Consider the following 25,211-nt stretch of genomic DNA (forward strand, 5'->3'; position numbering starts at 1 on the left):
CCGGTGGACATGTCAGCGGCGGTACCGATCCGGTACCGCCGCAACCCTTTTCCGCCGCGAACCTTTTCCGGGGGCTTTCCCGCGCCGGGTGCCGCCTACGCCGCTCCGCGCTGAAGCGCCTCGCAGACCGCCGTCGACTCCCGCACCCCGAGTTCGACCGAGCGCCCGCAGTAGGTGATCCAGGCGGCCACACCCTCCGGGGTCCCCGAGGCGTAGCCGTCCAGCGCCGCCGCGTAGGCCGCGCGCCCCTGCTCCGCGTGGCCCACCTCCGCCGGGCAGATCGACTTGGGGTCGAGACCGCTGCCGATCAGCACGATGCGCTCGGCGGCCCGCGCCACCAGTCCGTTGTACGAGCCGAACGGACGCAGGGCGAGCAGTTCGCCGTGCACCACGGCCGCCGTGACCAGCGCCGGGGCCGAGGAGCCCGCGATGATCAGCTGGGACAGACCCTCCAGCCGGCCCGCCACCTCGTCCGCGTCCGGCAGCGGCAGCTCGATCAGCGGCTCGTCCACCGGCTCGCCGTGCTGACGCGGGCGGCCGACCGTGTCGGCGGAGTCGGCGGCGGCGACCAGATGCAGCCGGGCGAGCACCCGCAGGGGCGACTGCCGCCAGATGGAGAGCAGTTGGCCGGCCTCGGCGGTCAGCCGCAGGGCGGCGCCGACCGTGCGGGCCTCGCTCTCCGAGCCGAAGTCACTGCGCCGCCGCACCTCCTCCAGCGCCCAGTCCGCGCCGGAGAGCGCGGCACTGCCGCGCGCCCCCCGCAGCGCCGCCTCGGAGGTGATCTCGTTGCTGCGCCGGCGCATGACCCGGTGGCCGTAGACCCGGTCGACGGCTTTGCGCACGGAGTCCACGGCGTCCGTGACACCCGGCAGCGTGCCCAGGGCGACCAGCGGATCGGGGGCCGACGAGGCGTTCGTACTCATAAGTAGGGAGGCTACGCGTCCCGGCCCCGCACCCCACCTTCGAGTGGTCTTCTTCACTCACTCCCCCTACATTGCGCTGTCGCCCGATTACCGTTGGTGAACATGAAGATCGCTTTCGTGGGCAAGGGCGGCAGCGGCAAGACCACGCTGTCCTCGCTCTTCATCCGCCACCTCACCGCCAACGAGGCCGCCGTGCTCGCGGTCGACGCCGATATCAACCAGCACCTGGGGACCGCGCTCGGGCTCGACGAGCCGGAGGCCGCCGCGCTGCCCGCGATGGGCGCGCACCTACCGCTGATCAAGGACTACCTGCGCGGCACCAACCCCCGGATCGCCTCCGCCGAGACGATGATCAAGACGACTCCGCCGGGGCGCGGCTCCCGGCTGCTGCGGCTGCGCGAGTCGAATCCGGTGTACGAGGCGTGCGCGCGGCGGGTGGTGCTCGACGACGGGGACATCCGGCTGATGGCGACCGGCCCGTTCACCGAGTCCGATCTGGGGGTGGCCTGCTACCACTCGAAGGTCGGTGCGGTGGAGCTGTGCCTGAACCACCTGGTGGACGGGCCGGACGAGTACGTGGTCGTCGACATGACCGCCGGGTCGGACTCGTTCGCCTCGGGGATGTTCACCCGCTTCGACATGACCTTCCTGGTGGCCGAGCCGACCCGCAAGGGCGTGTCGGTCTACCGCCAGTACAAGGAGTACGCGCGCGACTTCGGGGTCGCCCTGAAGGTCGTCGGCAACAAGGTGCAGGGCCAGGACGACCTGGACTTCCTGCGGTCCGAGGTCGGCGAGGACCTGCTGGTCACCGTCGGCCACTCGGACTGGGTGCGCGCGATGGAGAAGGGGCGCCCGCCGCGTTTCGAGCTCCTGGAGGCCGACAACCGGCTCGCCCTCCAGGCGTTGCAGAACGCGGCGGAGGACTCCTACGGGGCGCGCGACTGGGAGCGGTACACCCGCCAGATGGTCCACTTCCATCTGAAGAACGCCGAGAGCTGGGGGAACGCGAAGACGGGCGCCGACCTGGCGGCCCAGGTCGACCCCGACTTCGTCCTGCGGGAGGAGTTCGCCGTTCCGCAGCCGAGCTGACCTCGCCCGCGGCGGTTCGCGGCGATCAGCTCGTGGCGGCCTGCCTGAGGCCGGGCTGCGGGAGCGGCCTGGCCGACTGGACCGGCAGGGCGGGCTGGGCGGCCAGGAAGGCCGTCCAGCCGCCCTTCGGGGCCTCTCCGACCTTCAGCTGACGGAACTTGTCGAGCGTCGAGGGGTCCTGGGCGTCCAGCCAGTCGGCGAGCTGACGGAACGACACACAATGCACATCACGCTTGACGCAGACCGTCTTGATCGTGTCCTCGATGGCCCGCATATAGGTGCCGCCGTTCCAGGACTCGAAGTGGTTGCCGACGATCAGCGGCGCGCGGTTGCCGTTGTACGAGCGCTCGAAGGCCTGGAGCAGGCCGTCGCGCATCTGGTTGCCCCAGTACTCGTGCTGGTCGGCCTCGCCGGTCACCGCGCCCGACTGGTTCATGTAGAAGTTGTAGTCCATGGACAGCGTCTGGAAGCCGCGGCCCGGCACCGGCACCAGCTGCATGGACAGGTCCCAGACGCCGTTGTCGTTCTTCTTCGGCCACACCTGGTCGTTGACACCGCTGGTGTCATAGCGCCAACCGAGCTGGCCGGCCGCCTGCACGAAGTTCTTGCGGCCCTCCAGGCAGGGGGTGCGACCGCCGATGAGCTCCTTGTCGTAGTCGAACGGAAGCGGGGCCTCCGCCTTGAGCCCGGAGTTGGACTTCCAGTTCTTCACGAACGACTTCGCCTGCGCGATCTCGCTCTTCCACTCGTCCACCGACCAGGTGCCGACGCCGCCGTCGTTCCCGCAGAAGTGGCCGTTGAAGTGGGTGCCGACCTCGTTGCCCTCCTGCCACGCGGCGCGCAGCTGGGTGACGGTGTCCTTGATGCCCTTGAGGTCGTTGAACCCGATGTCACTGCTGCCCGGCGAGTGCTTGGGCGCGGTGTACCGCTCGCGCTTCTCCTCCGGGAGCATGTACACACCGCTGAGGAAGTACGTCATCGTCGCGTTGTACTTCTTGCCGACCTCGCGGAAGTGGGAGAACAGCCGCTGGCTGTCCTCGCCCGCCCCGTCCCAGGAGAACACCACGAACTGCGGCGGCTGCTGACCCGGCGCCAGCTTGCGCGGCTTCAGCAGATGGGGCTGGGCCCCGGTGAACGCGGTGGAGCCGTCCCCGATCAGACGTACGACGTTCTTGGGGGCGGCGGCGCCCGCGCCGGGTCCGGGCGCTGCCGCCTTGGTCCCGTTGCCCACCGAGCAGCCCGCGGTGCCCGCGATCAGCGCGGCGACGACGGCGCCGGTGGCGATCCTCTTCGTGGCGGCCATCATCCGCCCACCCTCTTCCTCGCAGATCAGTAGATCCGAAGATCTCTTGTACTGAAGGTCATCAAATCGCCGCAAAAGTGACACGTAGCATGAGGGAAGGAGGCGCGACAGGCCGCACGAAAAGCTCCTTATTCACCGTTGAGAGTGAATCGATGGGCTATTTGCCCGAAATGGCAAGCGCTGACCTTTACTCTGCATTACGATTCGTTTACCGAGAGTTGAGAATCCCGCCGCTGTACGCCGTGACCCACGGCCGCGACCCCCCATCCGCGACCGCGCCGCCCCGGAGGAGACGGGAACATGTCTGCCTGCGCCCCCACCCGCACCCAGCCCCTCACCGCTCACCCCGACAGCCACCGGCACCCGCACGCCCCGCCCCCCTCAAGACGGGGCCGTCGCTTCCGGATCGCCGGAGCCGATCTCGCCGCGTCCGTCACCGTCTTCCTGCTCGCCGTCCCGATGTCGCTCGGCCTCGCCGTCGCCATCGACGCCCCGCTGGAAGCCAGCCTCATCGCCGCCGGAGTCGGCGGCATCGTCGCCGGGCTGCTCGGCGGCACACCGCTCCTCGTCAGCGGCCCCTCCGCCGGACTCACGGTGGTGTCGGCCGAGTTGATCCAGAGCTACGGATGGCGCACCACCTGCGCCATCACCGTCCTCGCGGGTCTGCTGCAGATCGCGCTCGGCTCGCTGAAGGCCGCGCGCTCCGCGCTCGCCATGAGCCCGGCCATCGTGCACGGCACCCTCGCCGGCATCGGCGCCGCCATCGCGCTCGCCCAGCTCCACATCGTCCTGGGCGGCTCCCCGCAGAGCTCGGCCGTCGACAACGCCCGGGCCCTGCCCGACCAGTTGGCCAGGGTCGGCCCCGCCGCGCCCCTGATCGGGGCGCTCACCATCGCCGTACTCCTGACGTGGCCGCGCCTGCCCGGGCGGCCGGGGAAGGCCCTGCGCCGCATCCCGGCCGCGCTCGCCTGTGTGGTGATCGCCACCGCGGTGGCCGCCCTGGCCGCGCCGGACATCGCCCGGGTCGACCTGCCCTCCTGGGACGCGCACGTCCTGCCCGAGCTGCCGCACGGGCCGGCGGGCGGGCTGGTCGCCGCCGTGCTCACGGTGACCCTGGTCGCCAGCCTGGAGTCGCTCCTCTCCGCCGTCGCCGTGGACAAGCTGGCCGCCGAACGGCCGGGCGGCGCCGCACCCCACCGGGCCGACCTCGACCGGGAGCTGCGCGGCCAGGGCATCGCCAACGCCGTCTCCGGACTGCTCGGCGGAATGTCGGTCTCCGGTGGCGCGGTGCGCGGCAGCGCCAACGTGCGGGCCGGGGCGACCGGCCGCGCCTCCACCGTGCTGCACGGGGTGTGGGTGCTGCTCGCCGCCGGGCTGCTCGTGGCCGTCCTGGAGTGGATTCCGCTGGCCGCGCTGGCCGCGCTGGTGATGATGGTCGGCATCCAGATGGTGTCGTACGCGCACATCCGCAAAGTCCACCGGCACCGCGAGTTCCTCGTGTACGTGGCGACGGTCGGCGGGGTGCTGGTGTTCGGGGTGCTCCAGGGCGTGGTCATGGGGATCGCCGTGGCCGTCGCGGTCGCACTGCGCCGGGTGGCGCGGACCCGGATCACCGTGCGGCAGCGGGACGACGCGTCGTATCTGGTCCAGGCGCGCGGTCAGTTGACGTTCCTGGCCGTACCGCGTCTGACCAGGTCGCTGAGTCAGGTCCCCCAAGGCGCGAGGGCGGTCGTGGAGTTGGACGGCTCGTTCATGGACCACGCGGCGTACGAGGCGTTGCAGGGCTGGCAGGCCACGCACACCGCGCGCGGTGGCGAGGTGCGGATCACCGGCCGGGCCGGCGGGCGCATCTCCGAGCCCGCCTCCGCCGCCCAGAGCTGCTGCCGGCCCTGGACCCCCTGGCGCAACCACCACTGCCACGACAAGGCGCCGGCGCCCAGGCGCCACGGGCATCAACTGGCCAGTGGGCTCAGCTCCTTCCAGCGCAACACCGCGCCGCTGGTGCGCGACGAGCTGGCGCGCCTCGCCCGCGAGGGGCAGCAGCCCTCCCAGCTCTTCCTCACCTGCGCGGACTCCCGGCTCGTCACCAGCATGATCACGTCGAGCGGCCCGGGCGATCTGTTCACCGTGCGCAACGTCGGCAATCTGGTGCCGCCCCCCGGGGCGGAGAGCGGCGACGACTCGGTGGCGGCGGCGATCGAGTACGCGGTGGAGGTGCTGCGGGTCGAGTCCATCACGGTCTGCGGCCACTCCGGCTGCGGGGCCATGCAGGCGCTCCTGGCCGCCGGGCCGGACGCCCCGCAGACCCCGTTGCGGCGCTGGCTGCGGCACGGGATGCCCAGCCTGGAGCGGATGGCGAGCCGTAAGCACTCCTGGGCGCGGATCGCCGGGCGGCTGCCCGCCGACGCCGTCGAGCAGCTCTGTCTCACCAATGTGGTGCAGCAGCTGGACCATCTGCGGCGCCATGAGTCGGTGGCGCGGCGGCTGGCCGAGGGCACGCTGACCCTGCACGGCATGTACTTCCATGTCGGCGAGGCCCAGGCGTACTTGCTGGCGCACCACGACTGCGAGGAGGTCTTCGAAGGAGTGAGGCCGACGCCGCTGGAGGCGGCCCTCGGCTGACGCGCCTCGGCGCCGCGCGGTGCACGAGCGCCGCGCGGCGCACGACTTCCCGAACCCAGGGCGGACCCGGTCCGTGAGACCGTCTGATGACACGCCGACGCCCCGGAAGCCTTATAGGTCTAAACCAATTTTCGGGAGACTCTTGTCACCCGGCGATTGGCCTGATGAGCTATGGCCCGGGACACATAGGCATATGGGACGCCCTGGGAAAGGGAGATGTCGTGAGCAACGAAAGCCTGGCCAACCTCTTGAAGGAGGAGCGCCGGTTCGCTCCTCCTGCCGCGCTGGCCGCTGACGCCAACGTGACGGCAGAGGCGTACGAGCAGGCCGAGGCGGACAGGCTGGGCTTCTGGGCCGAGCAGGCCCGGCGCCTCACCTGGGCCACCGAGCCGACCGAGACGCTGGACTGGTCGAACCCGCCGTTCGCCAAGTGGTTCGCCGACGGCCGGCTCAACGTCGCGTACAACTGCGTCGACCGGCATGTGGAGGCCGGCCACGGCGACCGGGTCGCCATCCACTTCGAGGGCGAGCCCGGCGACAGCCGCGCGATCACCTACGCCGAGCTGAAGGACGAGGTCTCGCGGGCCGCCAACGCCCTGACGGAGCTGGGCGTCCGGGCCGGCGACCGGGTCGCGGTGTACCTGCCGATGATCCCCGAGGCGGCCGTCGCGATGCTCGCCTGCGCCCGGATCGGCGCGGCGCACTCGGTGGTCTTCGGCGGCTTCTCGGCCGACGCGGTGGCCTCCCGCATCCAGGACGCCGACGCGAAGCTGGTCATCACGGCGGACGGCGGGTACCGGCGCGGCAAGCCGTCCGCGCTGAAGCCCGCGATCGACGACGCGGTGGCGAAGTGCCCGCAGGTCGAGCACGTCTTGGTGGTGCGGCGCACGGGGCAGGAGACCGCCTTCACCGAGGGCCGGGACGTCTGGTGGGACGACATCGTCGGACGCCAGTCGGCCGAGCACACCCCGCAGGCGTTCGACGCCGAGCACCCGCTGTTCATCCTGTACACGTCCGGGACCACGGGGAAGCCGAAGGGCATCCTGCACACCTCGGGCGGCTATCTGACGCAGGCCGCCTACACCCACCACGCGGTCTTCGACCTCAAGCCCGAGACCGACGTGTACTGGTGCACGGCCGACATCGGCTGGGTGACCGGCCACTCGTACATCGTCTACGGGCCGCTGGCCAACGGGGCGACGCAGGTCATGTACGAGGGCACGCCGGACACCCCGCACCAGGGGCGGTTCTGGGAGATCGTCCAGAAGTACGGGGTGACGATCCTCTACACGGCGCCCACCGCGATCCGGACGTTCATGAAGTGGGGCGACGACATCCCCGCGAAGTTCGACCTGTCGTCGCTGCGGGTGCTGGGGTCGGTGGGCGAGCCCATCAACCCGGAGGCGTGGATCTGGTACCGCAAGCACATCGGCGCGGACACCTGTCCGATCGTGGACACCTGGTGGCAGACCGAGACCGGCGCGATGATGATCTCGCCGCTGCCGGGTGTCACCGACACCAAGCCGGGGTCCGCGCAGCGGGCGCTGCCCGGGATCTCGGCGACCGTCGTGGACGACGAGGCGCGCGAGGTGCCGGACGGGGGCGGCGGCTATCTCGTCCTCACCGAGCCGTGGCCGTCGATGCTGCGCACGATCTGGGGCGACGACCAGCGGTTCATCGACACGTACTGGTCGCGGTTCGAGGGGAAGTACTTCGCCGGGGACGGGGCGAAGAAGGACCAGGACGGGGACATCTGGCTGCTCGGCCGGGTCGATGACGTGATGCTCGTGTCCGGGCACAACATCTCCACCACCGAGGTCGAGTCGGCGCTCGTCTCCCACCCGTCGGTCGCCGAGGCGGCGGTCGTCGGCGCGGCCGACGAGACGACCGGGCAGGCGATCGTGGCGTTCGTGATCCTGCGGGGGTCGGCGGCGCAGACCGAGGGGCTCGTGGAGGAGCTGCGGGCGCATGTGGGCGCCACGCTGGGGCCGATCGCCAAGCCGAAGCGGATTCTGCCGGTGGCGGAGCTGCCGAAGACGCGGTCGGGGAAGATCATGCGGCGGTTGCTGCGGGATGTGGCGGAGAACCGGGAGCTGGGGGATGTCACGACGCTGACGGATTCCTCGGTGATGGATCTGATTCAGACGCAGTTGCCGGGGGCGTCCAGCGAGGACTGAGGGGGCCCTGCGGGGCGGGGGCGGGGGGGGGAAGGTGGGTTTCCCGGGGGCTGCGCCCCCGGCCCCCCGGTTCGGCTGCGGGCCGGTGGGGGCCGGTCGCGCAGTTCCCCGCGCCCCTAAGAGCCTCCGGCTGAGCCCCGTTCTCCGGGAGCGGCCGGGCCCCCCGGCTCGTCTGCGGCCCGGTGGGTGGCCGGTCGCGCAGTTCCCCGCGCCCCTTAAAAGCCTGCGGCCCGACCCCATCAGGGGCGCGGGGAACTGCGCGGGCAACCCAGCACCGGCCCGCGGACGAACCCCGGGCCGAAATGGGGCCCCGGCGAATGCCGGATTCGTCTGGTTTGTCGGGTTCGGTCCGTCGTGCCCGGTAAGGCTTCGGTAAAGTAAGAGCCCAGGTGCGCCGGGAAGTCTGGTCGGCAATGTGTTTGTCCTGCCCGCAGAACCCAGCCGAACCGGACCGGAGGTCGCCCCCGTGGTCGCGCCCGACACCCTCAAGGACAGCCGCCGGAAGTTCCTCGGCCGGCTGTCGCTGCCCGAGCGGAACTTCGTCGCGGAGGCGCTGCGCGCCGAGACCGTCGGCGGGGTCCTGCTCCTCGTCGCCGCCATCGCCGCGTTGATCTGGGCCAATGCCTGGGGCGGCAGTTACGCCGATGTCCAGGGGTTCCACCTCGGCGTCGGCTCCCTCGGGCTCGATCTCTCCCTCCAGCACTGGGCCGCCGACGGCCTCCTCGCCGTCTTCTTCTTCGTCGCCGGCATCGAACTCAAGCGCGAGCTCGTCGCCGGTGAGCTGCGCGACCCCAAGGCCGCCGCGCTGCCGGTGATCGCCGCGCTGTGCGGGATGGCGGTGCCCGCACTCGTATACGCGCTGGTCAACGCCGTGGGCAGTGGGGAGATGGACGGCTGGGCCGTGCCCACCGCCACCGACATCGCCTTCGCGCTCGCCGTGCTCGCGGTCATCGGGACCTCCCTGCCGAGCGCCCTGCGCGCGTTCCTGCTCACGCTCGCCGTCGTCGACGACCTCTTCGCGATCCTCATCATCGCCGTCTTCTTCACCAAGGAGATCGACTTCGTCGCGCTGGGCGGCGCGTTCGCGGGCCTCGCCCTCTTCTGGGTGCTGCTGCGCACGGGCGTGCGCGGCTGGTACGTGTACATGCCGCTGGCGCTGGTCGTCTGGGGGCTGATGTACAACAGCGGCGTCCACGCCACCATCGCGGGCGTCGCCATGGGCCTGATGCTGCGCTGCACCCGCCGCGAGGGCGAGGAGCACTCCCCCGGCGAGCACATCGAACACCTGGTGCGGCCCCTCTCCGCCGGGCTCGCCGTGCCGCTCTTCGCCCTGATGTCGGCCGGGGTCGGGGTCAGCGGCGGTGCGCTCGCGGACGTCTTCACCCGGCCCGAGACGCTCGGCGTGGTGCTCGGTCTGGTGGTCGGCAAGGCGGTGGGCATCTTCGCAGGGACGTGGTGCGCCGCGCGGTTCACCAGGGCGGAGCTCAACGAGGACCTCGCCTGGCCGGACGTCTTCGCGGTGGCGACGCTCGCCGGGATCGGCTTCACCGTCTCGCTGCTCATCGGCGAGCTGGCCTTCGACGGCGAGGGCGCGCTCGCGGACGAGATCAAGGCGGCCGTCCTGACGGGCTCGCTGATCGCCGCCGTCCTCGCCACCGTCCTGCTGAAGCTGCGCGTACGCCGCTACCGGGCGCTCGTCGACGAGGAGGAGCGCGACGAGGACCACGACGGCATCCCGGATGTGTACGAACAGCACAATCCGGCCTACCACCTGCGGATGGCCGTCCTCTACGAGGCGAAGGCCGCCGAGCACCGCCGCCTCGCGCAAGTGGCGGGGGCGGGGAGCGACGAGGCCGACCGTCCGGCATGATCTGACATCTGGGCCGGAGAAGGACATCTGGGCCGGGAGATGACGGGACCGGAGAGAGAAGAGGGAGTCAGCGAATGAGCGACCCCAGCAACACCGCCGTCGGCGGCGCCGACCGCAGCCTCGGCCAGCTGGTCGCCTCGGCGACGGCCGAGATGTCCGCGCTGGTGCACGACGAGATCGCGCTCGCCAAGGCGGAGCTGCGCCAGGACGTCAAGCGCGGGGCGATCGGTGGCCTCGCCATCAGTACCGCCGGAGTACTCGTCCTGTTCTCGCTGCCGGTGCTGAGCTTCGCGGCGGCGTACGGGATCCACAACCTCGGGCTCGGCCTAGCCTGGTCGTTCCTGATCGTGGGCGGAGCGTTCCTGCTGCTCGCGGGCCTGCTGGCGCTGCTGTCCGTGGCCAAGTTCAAGAAGGTCAAGCCGCCGGAGAAGTCCATCGCCTCGGCCAAGCAGACCGCGGCCGTGCTCGGGGGCGTCAAGCCGCATCCCCGCCCGGTCACGGAGCAGACCCCGGCTGTGGCACGCTCGTCTGCATGACCGCACCTGATACCGGTACCGGCGCCACGGGCAGCCCTGGCGGCAATGGCAGCCCTGTCCGCATCCATGGTCCCTGGACACACAGGGACGTGGCGGCCAATGGTGCGCGCTTCCACATCGCGGAGCTGGGTGACGGTCCGCTGGTGTTGCTGCTCCACGGCTTTCCGCAGTTCTGGTGGACGTGGCGGCACCAGCTCACCGCACTCGCCGACGCCGGATTCCGGGCGGTCGCGATGGACCTGCGGGGCGTCGGCGGCAGCGACCGCACCCCGCGCGGCTACGACCCGGCCAACCTCGCGCTGGACATCACCGGGGTCGTACGGTCGCTCGGCGAGCCCGACGCGGCGCTGGTCGGCCATGATCTGGGCGGCTATCTGGCGTGGACGGCGGCAGTGATGCGGCCCAAGCTGGTGCGCCGACTGGTGGTGTCGTCGATGCCGCACCCGCGGCGCTGGCGCTCCGCGATGCTCTCCGACTTCGCGCAGTCGCGGTCCGGTTCGTACATCTGGGGCTTCCAGCGGCCGTGGCTGCCGGAGCGTCAGCTCGTGGCGGACGACGCGGCGCTGGTGGGGCGGCTGGTGCGGGAGTGGTCGGGCCCGCTGGCGCCCGACGAGGAGGCCGTGGAGGCCTACCGGCGGGCGATGACCATCCCGTCGACCGCGCACTGCTCGATCGAGCCGTACCGCTGGATGGTGCGCTCGCTGGCCCGGCCCGACGGCATCCAGTTCAACCGCCGGATGAAGCGGCCGGTACGGGTACCGACGCTGCATCTGCACGGTTCGCTCGACCCGGTGATGCGCACCCGCAGTGCGGCGGGCTCCGGGGAGTACGTCGAAGCCCCGTACCGCTGGCGGCTGTTCGACGGCCTGGGCCACTTCCCGCACGAGGAGGACCCGGCCGCGTTCTCGGCGGAGCTGGTGAACTGGCTGAAGGACCCCGAGCCCGACCGCTAGGGCGTTCCCCCGGCCGGGGGAGCCGTCCGGGGAGCGGACGGGAACGTTTGTCTGACGAACAGCCAATTGCCTGGCGCATAGGCCAATTGGCCCCCCAAGACGCGGTTACCGACCTTGGGGCCCGGGCAGACGTCGGGGTATGGGCTGGACGCACGACTACGGTGACGCAGCACGCAACCGCCGCTCGGCCACCGCGCCGATTTCGCACGAGAGGGGTGGCCCGCAAGCTCAGGGCCATGATCCCCAACTCGGCATTCCGCGTATCCTCCGTCGCCGGGCCCGCTGGGTCTCGGCCCGGCTGCGCCATTCGCGCACGTAACACGGGTGCCGGACGCCCGGCGTCCGTACGGGATCACCGGCGCAGATACGCGAGCTCCGGGTGGACGTCCCGGTAGCCGTCCAGGAGCCGGTGGGCCACCTGGACGGAGTCGACCAGCGGGTGCAGGGCGAAGGCCTTCACCGCCGCCCGTGCCGACCCGCCCTCGGCGGCCTCCAGGACGCACCGCTCGACCGCCTTCACCGCGCTGACCAGGCCCGCTTCATGGCCCGTCAGCTGGGTGACGGGCAGCGGGCGCGGGCCCGACGCGTCGACGCGGCACGGGATCTCGACGACCGCCTCGGCGTCGAGGACGTGCAGCGAGGCGCCGTTGGGGACGTTGAGGATCAGCGTCGCCGGCTCGTCGCGCGCGATAGCCCGCATCAGCGCCAGGGCGACGTTCTCGTACCCGCCCGACTCCAGGTCGTCCGCGGCGCGCTCGCCCGCGCCGGAGACCTCCCGGTTCTCGGACATGTACGTGGCCTCGCGCTCGGCGCGGGTGCGGTCCCAGGCGTCCCACGCCTGCTCGCGCCCGCCCGCGGCCTCGGCCACGGCCGCGTAGAAGCGCTCCTGCTGGCCGAGGAGGAAGGCGCCCCGGGTGAGCTCCGCCTGCCGGTACGCGGCCACAGCCTCACGGTTGAAGTAGTAGTAGTGAAGGTACTCGTTGGGCACCGAGCCCAGCGAGCGCAGCCAGTCGGCGCCGAAGAGCCTGCCCTCCTCGAACGAGGTCAGCAGCGCGTCGTCCGCGAACAGACGCGGCAGCACGTCCTGTTCGCCCTCGTAGAGGCCGTGCAGCCAGCCCAGGTGGTTCAGGCCCGCGTAGTCCAGCCGTACGGCGTCGGGGTCGGCGCCGACCGTACGGGCCACGCGGCGGGCCAGGCCGACCGGTGAGTCGCAGATGCCGATGACCCGCTCGCCCAGGTGGCGGGCCATGGCCTCGGTGACGAGGCCGGCCGGGTTGGTGAAGTTGATGACCCAGGCGTCCGGGGCGAGCGCCTTGATCCGGCGGGCGACGGAATCCGCCACGGGGACGGTCCGCAGGCCGTACGCGATACCGCCCGCGCCGACCGTCTCCTGGCCCAGGACGCCTTCGGCGAGCGCGATCCGCTCGTCGGCGGCCCGGCCCGCGAGGCCCCCGACGCGGATCGCGGAGAAGACGAAGTCGGCGCCGCGCAGCGCCTCGTCCAGATCGGTCACCGCCCGCACGGCCGGGGCGTCCACGGCGTCGCGCGCCTGGTCCGCGAGGACGCGGGCGATGGCGGCGAGCCGGGCCGCGTCCACGTCGTACAGCGTCACCTCGGTGACCCGGCCGGGGGCGTGGTCGCGCAGCAGGGCGCCGTATACGAGCGGCACGCGGAAACCGCCGCCGCCGAGGATCGTCAGTCGCATGTCCGGCCTCTTCGGGAGTCGGGGTCAGCGGGGCGGCACAGCGGCCGTCACAGGGCGCACTGCTGGCTGTCGACCTGCTGGTTGGCGGTACGGCCCAGCTGGACGTCCTCGCGGATCTCGTTCGCCGTCAGCGCGTAACCGGTGTTGGGGTCGTCGAGGGACTTGGCGAAGACCACTCCGTAGACCTTGCCGTCGGGGGTGAGGAGGGGGCCGCCGGAGTTGCCCGGGCGGACCGTGGTGAACAGCGAGTAGACCTCGCGGGTGACCGTGCCGCGGTGGTAGATGTCCGGGCCCGGCGGGGTGATCCGGCCACGGACGCGCGCGGCGCGCACGTCGTACGGCTGGTCCTCGGGGAAGCCCGCGACGATCGCGCCGCTGCCGCTGTGCGCCTGCTGCGAGGAGAAGCGCAGTACCGGGGCCTTGAGGTCCGGCACGTCCAGGACCGCGATGTCCCGGCGCCAGTCGTAGACGACCACCTTCGCGTCGTACGTCCGCCCCTGACCGCCTATCTGGATCTTCGGGTCCGCCACACCGCCCACCACATGGGCGTTGGTCATCACCCGGCGCTCGGCGAAGACGAAGCCGGTGCCCTCCAGGCGCTTTCCGCAGCTCGGCGCGGTGCCGGTGACCTTGACGATCGAGCGCTTGGCGGAGGCCGCGACCGGGCTGGTGGCCAGCGCCTGGTCGGGGGGCGGGACCTTGGTGATCGACTCGTTGGTGAACGGGGCGAAGACCTGCGGCAGCCCGTTCTGCGCGAGCATGGAGGAGAAGTCCGAGAACCAGGTGTACGCCTGCTGGGGCATCGCCTTGTCGACGCCGCGCAGGATCCGGGAGTCGTTGACCGCCCTGCCCAGCGCGTTCCCCCGGCTGGAGGAGTCGGGGTCGGCGAGCGGGGCGAGCGCGGTGCCGATCAGCCAGGCGACCAGGAGCATCGCGAGGACGTTGACCAACGCGCCGCCCGTGGCGTCCAGGGCGCGCGCGGGCGACCAGGTGATGTGCTGGCGCAGCTTGTTGCCCAGGTGGGTGGTGAAGGCCTGGCCCACGGAGGCGCAGACGATCACGACGACGACCGCCACGATGGCGGCGGTGGTCGACACGGTCCGCTTGTCCGTCAGCTGGTCCCAGATGACCGGCAGCAGATACACGGCGATGAGACCACCGCCGAGAAAGCCGATCACCGACAGGATGCCGACGACGAAGCCCTGGCGGTAGCCGACGATCGCGAACCACACGGCGGCGACCAGCAACAGGATGTCCAGCACGTTCACGAGGTCAGCCTGTCACGCGTGCCAGTCGAGCGGGACCCGGCGGGTGCGATCCCAGGGGCGCTCCCACCCCGCGAAGTGCAGCAGCCGGTCGATCACCCCGGCCGTGAAGCCCCATACGAGGGCGGATTCGACCAGAAAGGCCGGGCCTGCGTGGCCCCGCGGGTGGACGGCGGTGGCCCGGTTGGCCGGGTCCGTGAGATCCGCCACGGGGACGGTGAAGACCCGGGCGGTCTCCGCCGCGTCCACCGCCCGCACCTCCGTGCGCTCGCGCCACCAGCCCAGGACCGGGGTCACCACGAAACCGCTCACCGGGATGTAGAGCCGGGGCAGCACGCCGAAGATCTGCACCCCGTCCGGGTCCAGGCCGGTCTCCTCCTCGGCCTCGCGCAGGGCGGCCCGCAGCGGCCCGGTGGTCCGGGGGTCGCCGTCCCCGGGGTCGAGGGCGCCGCCCGGGAAGGAGGGCTGGCCGCCGTGCGAGCGCAGCTGGCTGGCGCGCTCCATGAGCAGCAGCTCCGGCCCGGCCGGGCCCTCGCCGAAGAGGACCAGCACGGCGGACTGACGGCCCGCGCCGTCCTTCGGCGGCAGGAAGCTGCTGAGCTGGAGCGGCTCGATGCGGTCGGCCGCGCGCGCGACGGGGCCGAGCCACTCGGGCAGCCCGTCACGGCTCACGGCGGGGCCGTGGGGCCCCTCGCCGCCCCCGTACGTCCTGCTGGGGTCACTGGTCCTGCTGGTGTCACTCGCGTGCGTCATGGGCACCCCCGTCGTCCACCGGTCACAACGTCCGGGCCGGTCGTGTTCGTTCCGGCATCCACCAGGTCATGGGCGCTGGGTCAGCCGGCCCCCAGTGGCGGGGCCGGGCGCCCCGGGTAGTCCGGGGGCGGGGAGAGCCGCTGGCCCGGGAAGCCGCCCTTCTCGTACTTCAGGAGCTTCCTGGCCTTCTCCGGGTCGGTCTCGCCCTCCCCGTACGCCGGGCAGAGCGGGGCGATGGGGCAGGCGCCGCAGGCGGGCTTGCGGGCGTGGCAGATGCGGCGGCCGTGGAAGATCACCCGGTGCGAGAGCATCGTCCACTCGCTCTTGGGGAAGATCCCGGCGACGACGGCCTCGACCTTGACCGGGTCCTCCTCGTCGGTCCACTTCCAGCGGCGCACCAGCCGCCCGAAGTGCGTGTCCACGGTGAGACCGGGGACGCCGAAGGCGTTGCCCAGCACCACATTGGCGGTCTTGCGGCCGACGCCCGGGAGCTTCACCAGGTCTTCGAGACGCCCGGGCACCTCGCCTCCGAACTCGTCGCGCAGGGCGACGGCGAGACCCATGATCGACTTGGTCTTGGCGCGGAAGAACCCGGTCGGCCGGATCAGCTCCTCGACCGCCTCCGGGTCGGCCGCGGCCAGCTCCTCGGGGGTCGGATACGCGGCGAACAGCGCGGGCGTCGTCTGGTTGACCCGCAGGTCGGTCGTCTGGGCCGAAAGGACCGTGGCGACCAGCAGCTCGAAGGGGTTACGGAAGTCGAGCTCCGGGTGGGCGTACGGATACACCTCCGCGAGCTCCCGGTTGATCCGGCGGGCGCGGCGGACCAAGGAGACGCGGGACTCGGTCGAGGAGGGGCCGGCGGGCCCGGGTGTGGCGGCGGCGGTCGGAGCGTTCTTGGAGGCCGCCTTCTTGGCCGCGGGCTTCTCGGGGGCCGCCTTCCCCGGAGCGGCCTTCTTGGCGGCGGTCTTCTTGGCCGCGGTCTTGCCCGGAGCGGGCTTCTTGGCCGCGGTCTTCTTGGTCGCGGTCTTGCCCGGAGCGGCCTTCTTGGCGGCGGTCTTCTTGGCCGCGGTCTTGCCCGGAGCGGGCTTCTTGGCGGCGGGGCTCTTCCCCGCGGCCCCTTCGGGCTCGCCCGGGCGGCCCGGCACGCTCGGCTCACCCGGCACGGGCGACGCGGGCGACGCGCCCGGGAGGTGTTCGGATGCCGACGCGGCCCGATTGGCTGATTTTGATACTTTCGCGGCCTTTTTCGGTTTACTCGTAGGCTGTTCGCCCACAGCGGAATCCTTGCCTGCCGACACTCTTGTGGCCCCCCTGGCCTGCGCTCTCACCGGCGAATTGGACACCCGGCCAGCCTAAAGGCACGCACCGACATGTGCCCCGGTCACGGCCGATCACCACCCCAATCGGCCCCCTGCCGCACAGTCCGGCGTTCGGGTGCGTCATCCTTGTGGTTACCCGTGTGATTGATCGCACTGTTTACACCGTCCGGCAAAATGGGCAACACGGTCCCCTGTACCGGTCGACAAGGAGAGAACTCGTGGACGACGTTCTGCGGCGCGCCCCGCTCTTCGCGGCGCTCGATGACGAGCAGGCCGCGGAGCTCCGCGCCTCGATGAGTGAGGTGACGCTCGCCCGTGGTGACGCCCTCTTCCACGAGGGCGACCCCGGCGACCGCCTCTACGTGGTCACCGAGGGCAAGGTCAAGCTCCACCGCACTTCCCCCGACGGCCGCGAGAACATGCTGGCGGTCCTCGGCCCCGGCGAGCTCATCGGCGAGCTGTCCCTCTTCGACCCGGGCCCGCGCACCGCGACCGCGACCGCGCTCACCGAGGTCAAGCTGCTGGGCCTGGGCCACGGCGACCTCCAGCCGTGGCTGAACGCCCGGCCCGAGGTGGCCACCGCCCTGCTGCGCGCGGTCGCCCGCCGGCTGCGCAAGACCAACGACCAGATGTCCGACCTGGTCTTCTCCGACGTGCCGGGCCGTGTCGCCCGCGCGCTCCTGGACCTGTCGCGCCGCTTCGGCGTGCAGTCCGAGGAGGGCATCCACGTCGTGCACGACCTGACGCAGGAGGAGCTGGCCCAGCTGGTCGGCGCCTCCCGCGAGACGGTCAACAAGGCCCTCGCGGACTTCGCGCAGCGCGGCTGGCTGCGGCTGGAGGCCCGTGCGGTGATCCTGCTGGACGTGGAGCGGCTGGCGAAGCGGTCGCGCTGACGCCGGTACGTGTACGTGGACGGGCCCGTCTCCCCTCGGGGAGGCGGGCCCGTCCCGTGTGCGGCCGGAGCGGGGAGGCGGCGCCGAGCGCCCTAGATGAGCCCGTGCTCGCTCAGATACTCCAGCTGCGCGCGTACGGAGAGCTCGGCCGCCGGCCACAGGGACGGGTCGACATCCGCGTAGACGCGCGCCACCACCTCCGCGGGCGTGGTGTGGCCGTCCTCCACCGCCGTCTCCACCTGGGCCAGCCGGTGGGCGCGGTGGGCGAGGTAGTACTCGATGGCACCCTGCGCGTCGTCGAGCACGGGCCCGTGGCCGGGCAGCACGGTCCGTACGCCGTCGTCGACCGCGAGCGAGCGCAGCCGCCGCAGGGAGTCCAGGTAGTCCCCGAGGCGGCCGTCCGGGTGCGCCACGACGGTCGTGCCGCGCCCGAGGACCGTGTCCCCCGTCAGCACGGCCCCGTCGGCGGGGAGGTGGAAGCAGAGGGAGTCGGCGGTGTGGCCGGGGGTGGGCACCACCCACATCTCCAGCCCGCCGGTGGTGATCACGTCCCCGGTGGCCAGCCCCTCGTCACCGAGGCGCAGCGCCGGGTCCAGCGCGCGTACGTGCGTACGGGTCAGCTCCGCGAAGTGTGCCGCGCCCTCGGCGTGGTCGGGGTGGCCGTGGGTGAGCAGGGTGAGGGCCACCCGTTTGCCCATCCGCTCGGCGGTGGCGACCACGTTCCGCAGGTGGCCCTCGTCGAGGGGGCCCGGGTCGACGACGACCGCGAGTTCGGAGTCGGGCTCGGCGACGATCCAGGTGTTGGTGCCGTCGAGGGTCATCGCGGAGGCGTTGGGGGCGAGGACGTTGACGGTACGGGTCGTGGCGGGGCCGGAGAGCACCCCGCCGCGGGGCCGGCCGGGGAGGGCCGCGGCTTCGGTCACGCGAGGGAACCTTCCATGGGGAGCGGGGGTGTGGGGGCGGGCGGGGTCACGGGGTGCCGCCCGTGGTGCGTACCCGTTTGGTGAACTCGTCGTGCCCGGGCCAGCTCAGCACGATCTCGCCGTCGTCGCCGAGGCTCGCCCGCGCCAGTACGGGCGTGAGGTCGCGGGCCGCCGCGGCCTCGACCGCCTCGGCGGGGGTGGCGTACGGGAGGAGGGCGCGCAGGGTCGAGACGGTCGGCGGCATCATCAGCAGCTCGCCCGCGTCGTACCCGGCGAGGGCATCGGCGGGCCGGATCCACACGGTCCGGTCGGCCTCGGTGGAGGCGTTGCGGGTGCGCTGGCCCTCGGGGAGCACGGCGACGAAGAACCAGGTGTCGTACCGCTTCGGCTCGAACTCGGGGGTGATCCAGCGGGCCCAGGCGCCGAGCAGGTCCGAGCGCAGGACCAGGGAGCGGCGGTCGAGGAACTCGGCGAAGGAGAGGTCGCGGGCGACGAGGGCGCGGCGGTCGGCCTCCCAGTCGTCGCCGGTGGTGTCGCCCACGACGCTGTCGGCGTCCGGCCCGGCGAGGAGGACTCCGGCCTCTTCGTACGTCTCGCGGACGGCGGCGCAGACGATGGCCTGGGCGTCGTCCGGGGCCACGCCGAGGCGGGCCGCCCAGGTCTCGCGGCTCGGGCCGGCCCAGCCGATGCGTCTGGCGTCGTCCCTGGGGTCGACGCCGCCGCCCGGGTACGCGTAGGCGCCGCCGGCGAAGGCCATGGAGGTGCGGCGCCGCAGCATGTGCACGGCGAGGGCGCCGGGCCCGTCCCCGGCGCGCAGCAGCATGACGGTCGCGGCGCGGCGGGGCGGTACGGGGGTGAGGGTGCCGTGGGCTAGGGCGCGGATGCGGTCGGGCCATTCCGGCGGGTACCACTGACCATTGGGCATGGGCGCGAGGCTATCTGTTGGGGTGCGGGTGTTCGAGGGGGGCGGGGTGGGGCCGGGCATTCGTCTGCGGGCCGGTGGGGGCTGAGCGCGCAGTTCCCCGCGCCCCTGGGTAGTTAGGGGCGCGGGGCCGTACTGACGTGCGGCCCCGCCGCGTGGGCGCGAGCACGGACACTCCCGCCGGAGGCGGCCTGAGGGGCGCGGGGCCGTACTGACGTGCGGCCCCGCCGCGTGGGCGCGAGCACGGACACTTCCGCCGGAGGCGGCTTGAGGGGCGCGGGGAACTGCGCGAGCAACCCACCACCGGCCCGCAGACAAAGCCCGGGCCCAAAGGGGCGCGGGGAACTGCGCGGCCAGCCCACCACCGGGCCGCAGACGAACCCCGGGCCGAAAAAGGGGCGCGGGGAACTGCGCGGCCAGCCACCCACCGGGCCGCAGACGAACCCCTGGCCGGACGAGGGGTGCGGGGGGACTTTATATGGGGCAAACGCGCTTCTGCCGGGCTTCTCACCCCGTCCTCAGACAGCTCTCATCCAGCCCCGCGAAGGTAATGCACATGACCTTCCCCGAGCAGCAGCCGAAGCAGACGCAGTCGCAGCCGCAGCCGCCGCACCCCTCTCCGCAGGGGCTCGGGGGCTACCCCCCGCCGCCCCCGTACGAGCCGGCGGCCGGGGACGGCACTCCCGCCCCCCGCCGCGCCCGCCGCTCCGTAGGGCTTCTCGCGGCCGTCGCGATCGCCGCCGCGGCCGTGGGCGGGGGGACCGCCACGCTCGTGGAGCGGTGGGCCGGTGACGGCACCAGCGCCAGCGCGCCCGGCGTTCCGGGCACGAACGCCTCCAGGAGCACCGCCGGGACCGTCTCCGGCGTCGCCCAGGCCGTCTCGCCCAGCATCGTGGAGATCAGCGCTACCTCCACCTCCGGCGAGTCCACCGGCTCGGGCGTGATCATCACCTCCGGCGGCGAGATCGTCACGAACAACCACGTCATCGCGGGCGCCGACCAGGTCAAGGTGCGGACCAGCGACGGCAAGACGTACCCCGCGAGCGTCGTCGGGACCGACCCCGACAAGGACCTCGCGCTCATCAAGGTGCGCGGGGCGAGCGGCCTCAAGCCCGCGAGTCTCGGCAACTCCGACCACCTCCGGGTCGGTGACCAGGTCGTCGCCATCGGCTCCCCCGAGGGCCTGACCGGCACCGTCACCAGCGGCATCATCTCCGCCCTCAACCGTGACGTCACCGTCGCCAAGGAGCAGGGGCAGGGCCAGGGACAGGACCAGGGGCAGGGGCGGCAGCGCGGCGGCTGGCCCTTCGAGTTCGGCGGGCAGCAGTTCAACGGTGACACCGGCTCGTCCAAGACCACGTACAAGGCCATCCAGACCGACGCCTCGCTCAACCCGGGCAACTCCGGCGGCGCCCTGATCGACATGAACGGCAACATCGTCGGCATCAACTCCGCGATGTACAGCCCCAGTTCCACGGGCGCCCAGTCCTCCTCCTCGGCGGGGAGCATCGGGCTCGGGTTCGCCATCCCCGTCAACACCGTCAAGGCCGACCTCGCCTCCCTCCGCGCCGGCGGCAGCGGCGGCGACAGCAGCGATAGCAGCGGTGGGGGCGACAGCAGCGGTGGCGGGTACAGCGACAGCTGATCCTCACCACCGGCGCAGGCCCGGCATGCGACGCTGGACAGCGCCCGCCCCGATTCGAACCCCGAGGAAGACCCCAGACCGATGAGCCCCGCAGCCGCCGAGGACGACACCCAGCGCATCCTGATCGTCGACGACGAGCCCGCCGTCCGAGAGGCGCTCCAGCGCAGCCTCGCCTTCGAGGGGTACGGGACGGAGGTCGCCGTCGACGGACTGGACGCGCTGGCCAAGGCGGAGGCGTACCGGCCCGATCTGATCGTCCTCGACATCCAGATGCCCCGGATGGACGGGCTGACCGCCGCCCGGCGGCTGCGCGGCGCCGGGTCCACCACCCCCGTGCTGATGCTCACCGCGCGCGACACCGTCGGCGACCGCGTCACCGGCCTCGACGCGGGCGCGGACGACTACCTGGTCAAGCCGTTCGAGCTGGACGAGCTGTTCGCCCGTATCCGCGCCCTGCTGCGCCGCAGTTCGTACGCCGGACAGGCGGGCGGCGAGCAGCCCGACGACAACGTCCTGGCTTTCGGCGACCTGCGCATGGACCTGGCGACCCGGGAGGTGACCCGGGGCGAGCGGGTGGTGGAGCTGACCCGTACGGAGTTCACGCTCCTGGAGATGTTCCTGGCCCACCCCCGCCAGGTCCTCACCCGTGAGCAGATCCTCAAGGCGGTCTGGGGCTTCGACTTCGAGCCGTCGTCCAACTCCCTCGACGTGTACGTCATGTACCTGCGCCGCAAGACCGAGGCGGGCGGCGAGCCGCGCGTGGTCCACACCGTGCGCGGGGTGGGGTACGCCCTGCGCTCGGGCGGCGCGGAGTGAACGGAGTCGTCCGGCGGTACCGGGCGATGCCGCTGCGGTCGCGGCTCGCGCTGCTGGTGGCGACGGCCGTGGCGGTCGCGGTCGCGGCCGTGTCGGTGGCGTGCTGGCTGCTGACCCGGGCCCAGCTCGGCGAGGAGCTGGACAACACGCTGCGCAACACCAGCGCCCCGCCCACGCTGGTGCAGGCCGCGCTCGCCTCCTGCGGGGCCCCGGCGACCGTGCCCGACGACGAGCGGTCCGGGTTCGCCTACATCCAGGTCGTCCTGATCGACGGCACCCGCTGCGCGGCCCCCGAGTCGCCGCCGGTGCGGGTCGGCGCCCAGGACGTGGCCGTGGCGCGGGGCCACCGGCTCGACGCCCTGCACACCTCCGTCACCGACGGCGGAGTGGACGTCCGTGTGCACACCCAGCGCCAGCAGATCGCGGGCCGGGGGGTCACCGTGTCCCTCTCCCGGCCGCTCACCGAGATCGACTCCTCGCTCAACCGGCTGGCGCTTCTCCTGACGGGGCTCGCCGGGGCCGGGGTCGTGGCGGGCGGCGCCGCCGGGCTGTGGGTCGCGCGTACGGGCCTGCGTCCCGTGGACCGGCTGACCGACACCGTCGAGCACGTGGCCCGCACCGAGGACCTCACCGTCCGTATCCCGGTGGAGGGCGAGGACGAGATCGCCCGGCTCTCGCGGTCGTTCAACGCGATGACCGCCGCCCTCGCCTCCTCGCGCGACCGGCAGTCGCAGCTGATCGCGGACGCGGGGCACGAGCTGCGCACCCCGCTCACCTCGCTGCGGACCAACATCGAGCTGCTGGCGCGGAGCGAGGAGACCGGCCGGGCCATCCCGGCCGCCGACCGCAAGGCGCTGATGGCCTCCGTCAAGGCGCAGATGACCGAGCTCGCCGCGCTGATCGGGGACCTCCAGGAGCTGTCCCGGCCGGACGCGGTCCGCGCGGGGCCGCTGGAGGTCGTCGCCTTCCACGACATCGCGCGGGTCGCCCTGGAGCGGGCCCGGCTGCGCGGCCCCGAGCTGGAGTTCAAGGCGGAGCTCGCGCCCTGGTACGTACGGGCGGAGCCGGCGGCCCTGGAGCGGGCGATCGTCAACGTGCTGGACAACGCGGTGAAGTTCAGCCCCCCGCGCGGCACCGTCGAGGTCACCCTCGACCGGGGCGCCCTGACCGTGCGCGACCAGGGCCCCGGCATCCCCGCCGATGAACTCCCGCACGTCTTCGAGCGGTTCTGGCGCTCGCCCTCGGCCCGCTCGCTGCCGGGTTCGGGGCTCGGGCTGTCCATCGTGGCCCGTACGGTCCAGCACGCCGGCGGCACGATCACGCTCGGCGCGGCGGCGGACGGCGGCACCGGCACGGTGGCCACGGTCCGCCTGCCGGGCGCCCCCACCCCGCCGCCCGCCGCCCCGGGGGTGTGAGAAGGGGCGCCGGGAAGATCCCGGCGCCCCTTCGCCTACAACGGAGGGCTTACTCGCCCGCCACCTTGCCCACGACCGTGATCCGGCCGCCGGCCGGGGGCGCGAGCGGCGCGGAGGCCGAGGAGTTCGCGGCCAGGTAGGCGTCGAGGACATCCAGGTCGGAGGCGCCGACCAGCTTGTTCTTGCCCTGGCCGAGGGCGGTGAAGCCGTCGCCGCCGCCCGCGAGGAACTCGTTCATGGCGACGCGGTAGGTCTTCGCCGGGTCGAGGGCGACCCCGTTCAGCTTGACGGTGTCGACCAGGACGCGGTCCGCGCCCGCCTTGGTCATGTCGAGCGTGTAGCTGAAGCCCTTCGACACCTGGAGGATCTTCGGCGTCGCCGCGTTACCGCCGCTGACCTGCTGCTGGAGGCCCTGGATGATCTGGGCGCCGGTCAGGTCGACCACGTTCATCATGTTGGTGAACGGCTGGACGGTGAACGCCTCGCCGTAGGTGACCACCCCGTCGCCCTCGCCGCCGCTCGCCTTGTAGACGAGGTCGGAGCGGATACCGCCCGGGTTCATGAGGGCGAGCTGGGCGCCGCCCTTGTCGGCCGGGGAGAGCCCGGCGAGCTGCGCGTCCGCGATCAGGTCGCCGAGGGGCTTCTCGGGCGCCTCGGAGCCCCGGCCGTTGATGTCGGCGGAGATGTAGCCCTGCGGGCGGCCCGCGATCGGGGCGGCCAGCTTGTTCCAGCGGGCGATCAGGTCGGTGATGTCCTGCGCCTTGGGCTGGTCGCGGCGGACAACGCGGTTCACCGACTTCGGCGACTTCACGGCGGTCCGGACGATGTCCTTGGTCCGCTTGTCGTAGGTGAGCGTGGTCTCGGTGAAGAGCTTGCCGTAGGAGGCCGCCGAGGTGACCATGCGCGGGTTGCCCGCCGGGTCGGGGATCGTGCAGGTGTACGCCTGGTGGGTGTGGCCGGTGATCAGCGCGTCCACCTTGGGCGTGACGCCCTTGGCGATGTCCACGATCGGGCCGGAGAGACCGCTGCCGGGACCGGCCGAGTCGCAGTCGTAGTTGTACGCGTTGGTCGTCGGCATCCCGCCCTCGTGGACCAGCGCCACGATGGACTTCACGCCCTGCCGGTCGAGCTCCTTGGCGTACTTGTTGATCGTCTCGATCTCGTCGTGGAACTTCAGGCCCTTGACGCCGGAGGCGGTCACGACGTCCGGGGTGCCCTCCAGGGTCACGCCGATGAAGCCGATCTTGACGCCGTTCCTCTTCCAGACCGTGTACGGCTTCAGGATCGGCCTGCCGGTCTTCTCGCTGGTCACATTGGCGGCCAGATACGGGAAGTCGGCGCCCCGGAACTTCTTGCCCTTCTCGTAGCAGCCCTCGACCGGGTGGCAGCCGCCGTTCTGCATCCGGGCCAGCTCGACCGCGCCCTCGTCGAACTCGTGGTTGCCCACGGCCGTCACATCGAGGCCGATCCTGTTGAGCGCCTCGATGGTCGGCTCGTCGTGGAAGAGGCCGGAGAGCAGTGGGCTGGCGCCGATCATGTCGCCGCCCGCGGCGGTGATCGAGTACGGGTGGCCCTTGCGCGCGGTGCGCAGCGAGGACGCCAGGTACTCGGCGCCGCCGGCCGGTATGGACTTCACGGTCCCGTCCGGCTGCTTCTCGTTGACGGCCCCGGCCGAGCCGGCCGGCGGCTCCAGGTTGCCGTGCAGGTCGTTGAAGGAGAGGAGCTGGACGTCCACCGTCCGCGCGGGCTTCGGGTGCCCGTGGCCGTGGCCCCTGTCGTGGGCGTCGGCGGCGGGCATCGCGGCGATGAGCGCGCCGAGTGTGGTGAGGCCGGCGGCTGCCGCCAGGACCCGGCGGCCCGCACGGCCGCCGTGGTGCTTCCGGGGTGTCGCTGTCATCTCTCCCCTAAACGATTCAGCTGGTGGTGGTGGAGCGTGGTGTGCGCCCGAGGCTGCGGGCCGGTCGCGCGGTGGCCGAAACCCGGTGGCCGGGCCGCCGCGAGCGGAAGCCTAGGGTCAACGCGCGTAGCGCGACAGGGGGATGCGGTTACGGGATGGTTGCCGTTTGTCGGTACGTCAGGTTT

20 protein-coding genes are annotated in these 25,211 nt (G+C 72.3%); 11 read left to right on the forward strand and 9 right to left on the reverse strand.

The features are described 5' to 3' along the window. Window positions 1–95: 95 nt before the first annotated feature. A complete protein-coding gene (locus ACZ5ID_RS27015) occupies window positions 96–923 on the reverse strand; it encodes a Fic family protein (RefSeq protein ID WP_406556190.1) in 828 nt (275 codons plus the stop codon). Between the two features lie 102 nt (window positions 924–1,025). Here ACZ5ID_RS27015 and ACZ5ID_RS27020 point away from each other — a divergent pair, with 102 nt between their 5' ends. Next, window positions 1,026–2,012, forward strand: a complete 987-nt coding sequence (locus ACZ5ID_RS27020) for an ATP-binding protein (RefSeq protein ID WP_468902882.1) — start codon at window positions 1,026–1,028, stop codon at window positions 2,010–2,012. Between the two features lie 25 nt (window positions 2,013–2,037). Here ACZ5ID_RS27020 and ACZ5ID_RS27025 read toward each other — a convergent pair whose 3' ends face one another. After that, complete coding sequence (locus ACZ5ID_RS27025) at window positions 2,038–3,318, reverse strand: polysaccharide deacetylase family protein (protein ID WP_468902884.1); 1,281 nt, start codon at window positions 3,316–3,318, stop codon at window positions 2,038–2,040. Between the two features lie 297 nt (window positions 3,319–3,615). Between ACZ5ID_RS27025 and ACZ5ID_RS27030 the strand changes: the two genes are divergently transcribed. The 6 genes from ACZ5ID_RS27030 to ACZ5ID_RS27055 all read left to right on the forward strand — a co-directional run bounded on the left by ACZ5ID_RS27030 (window position 3,616) and on the right by ACZ5ID_RS27055 (window position 11,792). Then, window positions 3,616–5,937, forward strand: coding sequence for a bifunctional SulP family inorganic anion transporter/carbonic anhydrase (locus ACZ5ID_RS27030; protein ID WP_468902887.1), 2,322 nt, complete (start codon window positions 3,616–3,618; stop codon window positions 5,935–5,937). A 164-nt stretch (window positions 5,938–6,101) separates the two neighbouring features. Beyond that, on the forward strand, window positions 6,102–8,114 hold the full coding sequence (gene acs, locus ACZ5ID_RS27035) for an acetate--CoA ligase (protein ID WP_468902890.1): 2,013 nt from the start codon (window positions 6,102–6,104) through the stop codon (window positions 8,112–8,114). A 466-nt stretch (window positions 8,115–8,580) separates the two neighbouring features. After that, window positions 8,581–9,984: a Na+/H+ antiporter NhaA gene (nhaA, locus tag ACZ5ID_RS27040; RefSeq protein WP_468902893.1), complete on the forward strand. Its 1,404-nt coding sequence runs from the start codon at window positions 8,581–8,583 to the stop codon at window positions 9,982–9,984. A gap of 74 nt (window positions 9,985–10,058) precedes the next feature. After that, window positions 10,059–10,520 (forward strand): phage holin family protein, encoded by a 462-nt coding sequence (locus ACZ5ID_RS27045; protein WP_406553765.1) that lies wholly within the window; start codon window positions 10,059–10,061, stop codon window positions 10,518–10,520. Beyond that, window positions 10,517–11,473, forward strand: a complete 957-nt coding sequence (locus ACZ5ID_RS27050; RefSeq protein ID WP_468902896.1) for an alpha/beta fold hydrolase — start codon at window positions 10,517–10,519, stop codon at window positions 11,471–11,473. Before ACZ5ID_RS27045 ends, ACZ5ID_RS27050 begins: the two co-directional genes overlap by 4 nt. 139 nt (window positions 11,474–11,612) lie before the next feature. Then, window positions 11,613–11,792: a hypothetical protein gene (locus tag ACZ5ID_RS27055; RefSeq protein ID WP_358832014.1), complete on the forward strand. Its 180-nt coding sequence runs from the start codon at window positions 11,613–11,615 to the stop codon at window positions 11,790–11,792. Between the two features lie 33 nt (window positions 11,793–11,825). Here the strand turns inward: ACZ5ID_RS27055 and ACZ5ID_RS27060 are convergent, their stop codons facing one another. The 4 genes from ACZ5ID_RS27060 to nth form a co-directional block, all read right to left on the reverse strand. Next, window positions 11,826–13,178: a 6-phospho-beta-glucosidase gene (locus ACZ5ID_RS27060; protein ID WP_468902900.1), complete on the reverse strand. Its 1,353-nt coding sequence runs from the start codon at window positions 13,176–13,178 to the stop codon at window positions 11,826–11,828. Between the two features lie 47 nt (window positions 13,179–13,225). Next, window positions 13,226–14,446, reverse strand: coding sequence for a MarP family serine protease (locus ACZ5ID_RS27065; RefSeq protein WP_468902902.1), 1,221 nt, complete (start codon window positions 14,444–14,446; stop codon window positions 13,226–13,228). 12 nt (window positions 14,447–14,458) lie between these two features. Next, a complete protein-coding gene (locus tag ACZ5ID_RS27070) occupies window positions 14,459–15,196 on the reverse strand; it encodes an NUDIX hydrolase (RefSeq protein ID WP_468902905.1) in 738 nt (245 codons plus the stop codon). A gap of 80 nt (window positions 15,197–15,276) precedes the next feature. Further along, complete coding sequence (gene nth / locus ACZ5ID_RS27075) at window positions 15,277–16,341, reverse strand: endonuclease III (protein WP_468902908.1); 1,065 nt, start codon at window positions 16,339–16,341, stop codon at window positions 15,277–15,279. 392 nt (window positions 16,342–16,733) lie between these two features. Here nth and ACZ5ID_RS27080 point away from each other — a divergent pair, with 392 nt between their 5' ends. Further along, the gene (locus tag ACZ5ID_RS27080; protein ID WP_017947815.1) at window positions 16,734–17,408 is read left to right on the forward strand and encodes a Crp/Fnr family transcriptional regulator; all 675 of its coding nucleotides are present in this window, start codon (window positions 16,734–16,736) and stop codon (window positions 17,406–17,408) included. Between the two features lie 92 nt (window positions 17,409–17,500). Here ACZ5ID_RS27080 and ACZ5ID_RS27085 read toward each other — a convergent pair whose 3' ends face one another. Continuing rightward, window positions 17,501–18,331, reverse strand: coding sequence for an MBL fold metallo-hydrolase (locus ACZ5ID_RS27085; RefSeq protein ID WP_468902910.1), 831 nt, complete (start codon window positions 18,329–18,331; stop codon window positions 17,501–17,503). Window positions 18,332–18,377: 46 nt separating this feature from the next. Next, the gene (locus tag ACZ5ID_RS27090) at window positions 18,378–19,256 is read right to left on the reverse strand and encodes an NUDIX hydrolase (protein WP_468902912.1); all 879 of its coding nucleotides are present in this window, start codon (window positions 19,254–19,256) and stop codon (window positions 18,378–18,380) included. A gap of 553 nt (window positions 19,257–19,809) precedes the next feature. Here ACZ5ID_RS27090 and ACZ5ID_RS27095 point away from each other — a divergent pair. The 3 genes from ACZ5ID_RS27095 (at window position 19,810) to ACZ5ID_RS27105 (ending at window position 23,129) form a co-directional block, all read left to right on the forward strand. Continuing rightward, window positions 19,810–20,898, forward strand: a complete 1,089-nt coding sequence (locus ACZ5ID_RS27095) for a S1C family serine protease (RefSeq protein WP_468902914.1) — start codon at window positions 19,810–19,812, stop codon at window positions 20,896–20,898. A gap of 81 nt (window positions 20,899–20,979) precedes the next feature. Further along, window positions 20,980–21,714, forward strand: coding sequence for a response regulator transcription factor (locus ACZ5ID_RS27100; protein ID WP_406555683.1), 735 nt, complete (start codon window positions 20,980–20,982; stop codon window positions 21,712–21,714). Beyond that, window positions 21,711–23,129, forward strand: coding sequence for a sensor histidine kinase (locus tag ACZ5ID_RS27105; protein ID WP_468902917.1), 1,419 nt, complete (start codon window positions 21,711–21,713; stop codon window positions 23,127–23,129). The genes ACZ5ID_RS27100 and ACZ5ID_RS27105 overlap by 4 nt, the downstream gene beginning before the upstream one ends. Window positions 23,130–23,178: 49 nt before the next feature. Here ACZ5ID_RS27105 and ACZ5ID_RS27110 read toward each other — a convergent pair whose 3' ends face one another. After that, window positions 23,179–25,026 carry a bifunctional metallophosphatase/5'-nucleotidase gene (locus tag ACZ5ID_RS27110; RefSeq protein WP_468902920.1) on the reverse strand — a complete coding sequence of 616 codons (1,848 nt, stop codon included), beginning with the start codon at window positions 25,024–25,026 and terminating at the stop codon, window positions 23,179–23,181. Window positions 25,027–25,211: the final 185 nt, after the last annotated feature.

The sequence above is a fragment of the Streptomyces sp. NPDC031670 genome (genome assembly GCF_055580545.1).

Bases quoted from the DNA above. Each gene is read 5' to 3' on its own strand.
- ACZ5ID_RS27015 (WP_406556190.1), bottom strand. From the start codon at position 923: ATGAGTACGAACGCCTCGTCGGCCCCCGATCCGCTGGTCGCCCTGGGC.
- ACZ5ID_RS27020 (WP_468902882.1), top strand. From the start codon at position 1,026: ATGAAGATCGCTTTCGTGGGCAAGGGCGGCAGCGGCAAGACCACGCTG.
- ACZ5ID_RS27025 (WP_468902884.1), bottom strand. From the start codon at position 3,318: ATGATGGCCGCCACGAAGAGGATCGCCACCGGCGCCGTCGTCGCCGCG.
- ACZ5ID_RS27030 (WP_468902887.1), top strand. From the start codon at position 3,616: ATGTCTGCCTGCGCCCCCACCCGCACCCAGCCCCTCACCGCTCACCCC.
- acs (WP_468902890.1), top strand. From the start codon at position 6,102: ATGAGCTATGGCCCGGGACACATAGGCATATGGGACGCCCTGGGAAAG.
- ACZ5ID_RS27045 (WP_406553765.1), top strand. From the start codon at position 10,059: ATGAGCGACCCCAGCAACACCGCCGTCGGCGGCGCCGACCGCAGCCTC.
- ACZ5ID_RS27050 (WP_468902896.1), top strand. From the start codon at position 10,517: ATGACCGCACCTGATACCGGTACCGGCGCCACGGGCAGCCCTGGCGGC.
- ACZ5ID_RS27055 (WP_358832014.1), top strand. From the start codon at position 11,613: ATGGGCTGGACGCACGACTACGGTGACGCAGCACGCAACCGCCGCTCG.
- ACZ5ID_RS27060 (WP_468902900.1), bottom strand. From the start codon at position 13,178: ATGCGACTGACGATCCTCGGCGGCGGCGGTTTCCGCGTGCCGCTCGTA.
- ACZ5ID_RS27070 (WP_468902905.1), bottom strand. From the start codon at position 15,196: ATGACGCACGCGAGTGACACCAGCAGGACCAGTGACCCCAGCAGGACG.
- ACZ5ID_RS27090 (WP_468902912.1), bottom strand. From the start codon at position 19,256: ATGCCCAATGGTCAGTGGTACCCGCCGGAATGGCCCGACCGCATCCGC.
- ACZ5ID_RS27095 (WP_468902914.1), top strand. From the start codon at position 19,810: ATGACCTTCCCCGAGCAGCAGCCGAAGCAGACGCAGTCGCAGCCGCAG.
- ACZ5ID_RS27100 (WP_406555683.1), top strand. From the start codon at position 20,980: ATGAGCCCCGCAGCCGCCGAGGACGACACCCAGCGCATCCTGATCGTC.
- ACZ5ID_RS27110 (WP_468902920.1), bottom strand. From the start codon at position 25,026: ATGACAGCGACACCCCGGAAGCACCACGGCGGCCGTGCGGGCCGCCGG.